At 53.2% G+C, this 5,577-nt stretch carries 5 protein-coding genes; 4 read left to right on the top strand and 1 reads right to left on the bottom strand.

The features are described 5' to 3' along the window. The first annotated feature begins 123 nt into the window (after positions 1–123). From G565_RS25175 to G565_RS0120065, 4 genes are all read left to right on the top strand, one after another. Positions 124–630, top strand: a complete 507-nt coding sequence (locus G565_RS25175) for a class I SAM-dependent methyltransferase (protein WP_342662989.1) — start codon at positions 124–126, stop codon at positions 628–630. A 142-nt stretch (positions 631–772) separates the two neighbouring features. Further along, the gene (locus G565_RS0120055; RefSeq protein ID WP_028672412.1) at positions 773–1,564 is read left to right on the top strand and encodes a M90 family metallopeptidase; all 792 of its coding nucleotides are present in this window, start codon (positions 773–775) and stop codon (positions 1,562–1,564) included. Between the two features lie 319 nt (positions 1,565–1,883). After that, complete coding sequence (locus G565_RS0120060) at positions 1,884–4,073, top strand: OsmC domain/YcaO domain-containing protein (RefSeq protein WP_028672413.1); 2,190 nt, start codon at positions 1,884–1,886, stop codon at positions 4,071–4,073. 123 nt (positions 4,074–4,196) lie between these two features. Continuing rightward, the gene (locus tag G565_RS0120065) at positions 4,197–5,162 is read left to right on the top strand and encodes a zinc-binding metallopeptidase family protein (RefSeq protein WP_028672414.1); all 966 of its coding nucleotides are present in this window, start codon (positions 4,197–4,199) and stop codon (positions 5,160–5,162) included. A 68-nt stretch (positions 5,163–5,230) separates the two neighbouring features. On the opposite strand, the gene G565_RS25180 is transcribed toward G565_RS0120065, so the two are convergent. After that, positions 5,231–5,577 (bottom strand): IS66 family transposase (locus tag G565_RS25180; RefSeq protein ID WP_028672415.1); only part of this gene is annotated, 347 nt, incomplete at its 5' end.

Here is a 5,577-nt window from a genome sequence, read left to right on the forward strand (position 1 = left end):
GCTCGAGGTTATCGTTCTTTCGAAGGCTTTAGAACGAGCATACTGTTTCACTGTGGGAAGCTGGATATGCTGCCATAGGGTTCCACAGAGTTTTACGAAGAGCCTAAAAAAGAGAGGCCCATTCTGGTTCGACAAGCAACTGGCAAAGTGCTGGAGGTGGGCGTGGGGACAGGTAAAAACCTGCCTTACTACAGCCATGATTCAGACGTTTGTGGTATCGACTTTAGCCCTCGCATGCTGGCTAAAGCCAAAGGTCGCGCAGCGGATTCAGGTGCACATATTCAGTTGATGGAAATGGATGTGCAAGCCCTCGATTTCGCCGACAACAGCTTCGACAGCGTGCTTACCAGCTGTGTATTTTGTTCCGTTCCCGATCCGGTCCAGGGCTTGAAAGAGATTCGCCGTGTGCTAAAACCCGGTGGGCAGCTCTTTATGTTGGAGCATATGCGCAGCGAGCGGCCGCTTATCGGTAAATTGATGGATTGGCTTAACTTCATGCCGGTTCACTTATATGGTGCTAACATCAATCGTCGCACCCTTGATAATATAAGGGAGGCTGGTTTTACTGACGTTGAGAGCACCAACGCCTGGTCTGATATCGTTAAACGCATTCGGGTTGTTAACGATTAAACGCGGGGCCAATGTGAATGTGGTCTGAACCTCTCTATTGCCTTTGTCAGTGCGATGGGTGTCCCGATAATACGCTTTCTGAGAATTCTCTCGATTAGTCTGTAATATTGATTTTAGGCGTTAGATAGAGTGTAAGTTAACAATGTTTAAGCGATTTCGTAACTGGCTCGACAGCAGGCGTGTTAAAGACATGGGTTTTACGTCGGCTCAATGGGAATCTGCTATTGCCGACTGGCCGGTTATGCATCGCTATCAGGGCGTGGAGCGCGACGCACTTCGAGATATGACCTTTCGATTTCTTGTACGAAAAAGCCTTACCTCCGGAGGTGAGTTTCAATTTACCGATGCTATGCGTCTGAAAATTGCCACCATGGCCTGCGTTCCGATCCTGCATCTTGGCCTGGACTGGTACGACCATTGGTACACGATCATTATCTATGAGGGCGATTTTATACCGAACCGCCCGTATCGCACTGATGATGGCGTCGTGCATTCCGAAAGTCCTGGTTTGAGTGGTGAAGCCTGGGTTCGAGGTCCGGTTGTTTTGTCGTGGCAATCGATTCTGGAAACCGGCGCCCATGTCCGCCACGGTAAGGCCAGTAATGTGGTCATTCATGAGTTGGCGCATAAGCTCGATATGCTGCGTGATGGTGCTAACGGCGCACCTCCGATGCACCCTGATATGCGCCCGGGCGAATGGCATGATATTTTTTCGGCTGCATGGGAGCGACTGCAGAAAGACTTGCACCGGCACCGGCCATTGCCGCTCAATGACTATGCGCTGACCAGTCCGGCGGAATTCTTTGCGGTGTGCAGTGAGACTTTTTTTGAGGCGCCACACGCTATGCAAAAACATATGCCGGAGGTCTATCGGTTGCTGTGCCAGTTATATCGCCAACAGCCGCTACCGCTTACGAATTCCGACAGGGCTTAGTTGGACATTCATCTTTACCTGCTATCGATTTTGTTGTGCTAATAGCAATTGGCAGCAGGAGCAACTGAGCGCGACGTAAACACAGGGCGGATTGTGGGCGTTTGCTTCGGCAAGACTGAAGTGATTGATCAGAAGCAAGGCCCTGTAATCAGTGGTGCCTGATGAGTCAGGCTGGGGCCATGATCACGCCAGCCCGGCGCGAAATCTGCCTTAATGCCATTTGTGAGCGACAAACCAAGACGAGTGAGGGCAAAGGCTGGATAATGGCGGTAATTTAAGGCCATGACGCGCCAAATTCTACAGACCGGGTACCCTCGTAATGGAAATCAACGTTAATTTTCTCGACAATCTCAGACTTGAAGCAAAGTTTGACGATTTTTCCGTCATTACCGACCAACCGATACGCTACAAAGGTGATGGCTCTGCGCCCAGTCCGTTCGATTATTTTCTGGCGTCATCGGCGCTGTGTGCGGCCTATTTTGTCCGCGTTTACTGTTTGGCCCGCAACATTCCGACCCATAATATCCGCCTGTCGCAGAACAATATTGTTGATCCCAATAATCGCTATAACCAGATTTTCAAAATTCAGGTCGAGTTGCCAGAAGACCTTTCAGAAAAACACCGTACAGGTATTCTGCGCTCAATCGATCGCTGTACGGTCAAAAAGGTGGTGCAAACTGGCCCCATGTTCGAGATTGAAACGCTAGAAAACCTGGATCAGGACGCGCAGGCCTTGCTGATGACACAGCCCGTGGACGCGACCAGCACCTACATTGTCGGTAAAGACTTGCCGCTGGAGCAGACCATCGCAAACATGACCGCCATTCTGGCGCGGCTGGGCATGAAGATCGAAATTTCTTCCTGGCGCAATATTGTACCCCACGTGTGGTCGCTGCATATTCGTGATGCCGCCTCGCCCATGTGCTTTACCAATGGCAAGGGCGCCACGAAAGAGAGCGCTCTGTGTTCGGCGCTGGGTGAGTTCATTGAGCGGCTGAGCTGCAACTTCTTCTATAACGACCAGTTTTTTGGTGAAGGCATCGCCAATAGCGAATTTGTCCATTACCCGAACGAGCAATGGTTCAAACCGGGGCCCGAAGATGAGCTGCCCAGGGGTATTCTGGATGACCACTGCCTGGCCATCTATAACCCGGACGGTGAGCTGGGCGGTTCCAATCTGATCGATACCAACTCGGGTAAGACTGAGCGGGGTATTTGCTCCCTGCCGTTTGTGCGGCAGTCAGACGGGGAGGTGGTCTATTTCCCCTCGAATCTGATCGAAAACCTGTTTCTCAGCAATGGCATGAGTGCCGGTAACACTCTGGAGGAAGCGAAAGTACAGTGTTTGTCGGAAATTTTTGAGCGCGCGGTGAAAAGACAAATCATCGAAGAAGAAATTGCGCTACCAGACGTTCCCCGGCAGGTGCTGGAAAAATACCCCAATATTCTTGACGGCATCCTGGGGCTGGAAGCGCAGGGTTTTCCGGTGCTGGTCAAGGATGCCTCTCTGGGTGGCCGCTTCCCGGTGGCGTGCGTCACCCTGATGAACCCGAGAACCGGTGGCGTCTTCGCCTCTTTTGGCGCGCATCCGAGCCTGGAAGTAGCACTGGAACGCAGCCTCACCGAGTTGCTGCAAGGCCGCAGTTTTGAGGGCCTGAACGATGTGCCACCGCCTACGTTTAACAGCCTCGCCGTGTCTGAGCCCAACAACTTTGTGGAGCATTTCATCGATTCGACCGGAGTGGTTTCCTGGCGCTTCTTCAGTGCGAAACAGGATTACGACTTCCAGGAATGGGATTTCGCGGGGTCGAACGAAGCAAAAGTGGCCGGTTTGTTCACTATCCTTAAAGACATGGGCAAAGAAGTGTACACGGCAGAATATAACGACCTGGGTGCCCCGGTCTGCCGCATCCTGGTGCCGGGCTATTCTGAAGTGTACCCCGCAGAGGACCTGGTTTGGGACAACACCAACAAGGCCCTCGACTACCGTGAAGACATACTCAATCTCCATTCACTGACTGATTCGCAGTTATCTGACCTGGCAGAGCGCCTGGAAGAAAGCCAGATCGATGATTACGCAGACATCGTTACCCTGATCGGCATTGAGTTCGATGAAAACACGGTGTGGGGGCAGCTCACCATTCTTGAGTTGAAGCTGTTGATCAATCTGGCTCTGCAACAGTATGAAGAAGCCCTGGAGCGGGTCGAAACCTTCCTGCAGTTCAATGACAACACTGTGGAGCGCGGACTGTTCTACCGGGCCGTTCAGGCGGTATTGGAAATTACCCTGGATGATGAGTTGGAACTTAGCGACTACCTGGTCAACCTCAAACGCATGTTTGGTGAGCAGACCATGGAGGCGGTGGTTGGCTCGGTGAATGGCAGTCTGCGCTTCTACGGCCTTACCCCAACCAATATGCAACTGGAGGGTCTGGATAAACACCTGCGTCTGATCGACAGTTATAAAAAGTTGCATGCAGCGCGAGCTGAGAGTCAGGGGGTAAATTGACGAGGATGCTATACTGATAAAAGGTGTATTACGAAGCAGCCTAAAAAGTCGCTCAATCAGTAAGAGCGAGAGCGCCAAGACGCTATAAACCAAAAGCAGTTCGATTATTTTCTGGAGTTCACTATGCGAGTTTTTTCAAATCCAGTCGGTTCAGGCTCACTTTGGTTTGACAACCTGGCAACCGCCGAAGGAACGCCCGTCGCTTATGACCCACAGGCTCGGGCGTTCCTGCCGATGCCGCCGTTCTGCGCCAACCGCGAGGTGATTGGCTGCAACTGGATTGCTCCTGAACCAGGCGCTTTCTGTCGATCATGCGCCATGACCGCTCTGGCGCCAGACACCTCCATCCCTGACGCCATGCCACTTTGGGCAAAGACCGAAGCCGCCAAACGCTGGGCGCTCGACAATCTAGGCCGCTGGAACTGGTTCCGGCCGGAAGATCCAGGAGCGCCCCCGGTTTTTCACATGCTCGCCGAGGGTCCTACCCCGGTGCTTATGGGGCACGTTGAGGGTGTAGTGACGATCAGTGTGGCCGAGGCGGACCCGGTTCTGAGCATAACCCGCCGCCAGGCGCTGGATGAGCCATATCGTACTATGATTGGCCACATGCGCCATGAAATCTCGCATATGCTCTGGTGGCGGCTAAGCCTGCGCGAGGATTTCCTGGATGCCTTCCGGGCGATGTTTGGCGATGAACGGGCAGATTACACTGCTGCCCTCCAGCGTCACTACAACGAAGGCCCCGGGGAATTTTGGCAACTGCACTATCTGACCACCTATGCCTCGGCACACCCCCATGAAGATTGGGCCGAAACCTGCGCCCATTTGCTGCACCTGACTGATATCACCGACAGCTTTGTCGCGGCGGGGTTGACGTCATCAGAGATGCCAGGCCGGGGTTGGGAGCCATACTCGGAACCGGATGCCGACCGGCTGATTAATATTGCGGCCTCCCTCGCTGTGGGGGTGAACCATATCAACCGGTCCATGGGGTTGTCTGATCTATATCCATTCGTCCTGTCAGACACTGCACGCCGCAAGCTGGCGTTCGTGCATGACTGGCTACGCAGGGGCGCGCTGGGGCTTTGACTGCGGTGGTCGAAGACGCCGCGTGCCCTCCACTTGCTTAATATAAAGTGCGATTAATAGGTAACCGGTCATTCTACGGAGTGGTTGCAGGCCATATAAAGATCTGATTGCCTCGGATCAGCAGCGAAGCGTTCTTTCCAAAGTCTTGGTGTCAGATCCTGAACCTCTTTCGCCGGGTGATCACCAACACGCAGTAGCACATCAGTCAGATAGACGTAGGGGTTGATATCGTGCAGCTTGCAGGTAGTGATCAGGCTCTGGATCACACCCACGTGCTCGGCGCCCAGTTCTGACCAACAGAAGAGCCAGTTTTTACGGCCCATCGGTATCGGCCTTAGAGCACGCTCCAGATGATTGGTATCCATTGGCACATCCGGCTCTTCCAGGAACACGCGCAGTTCGTGTTCACGCCGAC

Source organism: Saccharospirillum impatiens DSM 12546 (assembly GCF_000423605.1).
GTDB lineage: Bacteria > Pseudomonadota > Gammaproteobacteria > Pseudomonadales > Natronospirillaceae > Saccharospirillum > Saccharospirillum impatiens.

Coding starts and splice junctions, on each gene's coding strand:
- G565_RS0120055 (WP_028672412.1), top strand. CDS start 773: ATGTTTAAGCGATTTCGTAACTGGCTCGACAGCAGGCGTGTTAAAGAC.
- G565_RS0120060 (WP_028672413.1), top strand. CDS start 1,884: ATGGAAATCAACGTTAATTTTCTCGACAATCTCAGACTTGAAGCAAAG.
- G565_RS0120065 (WP_028672414.1), top strand. CDS start 4,197: ATGCGAGTTTTTTCAAATCCAGTCGGTTCAGGCTCACTTTGGTTTGAC.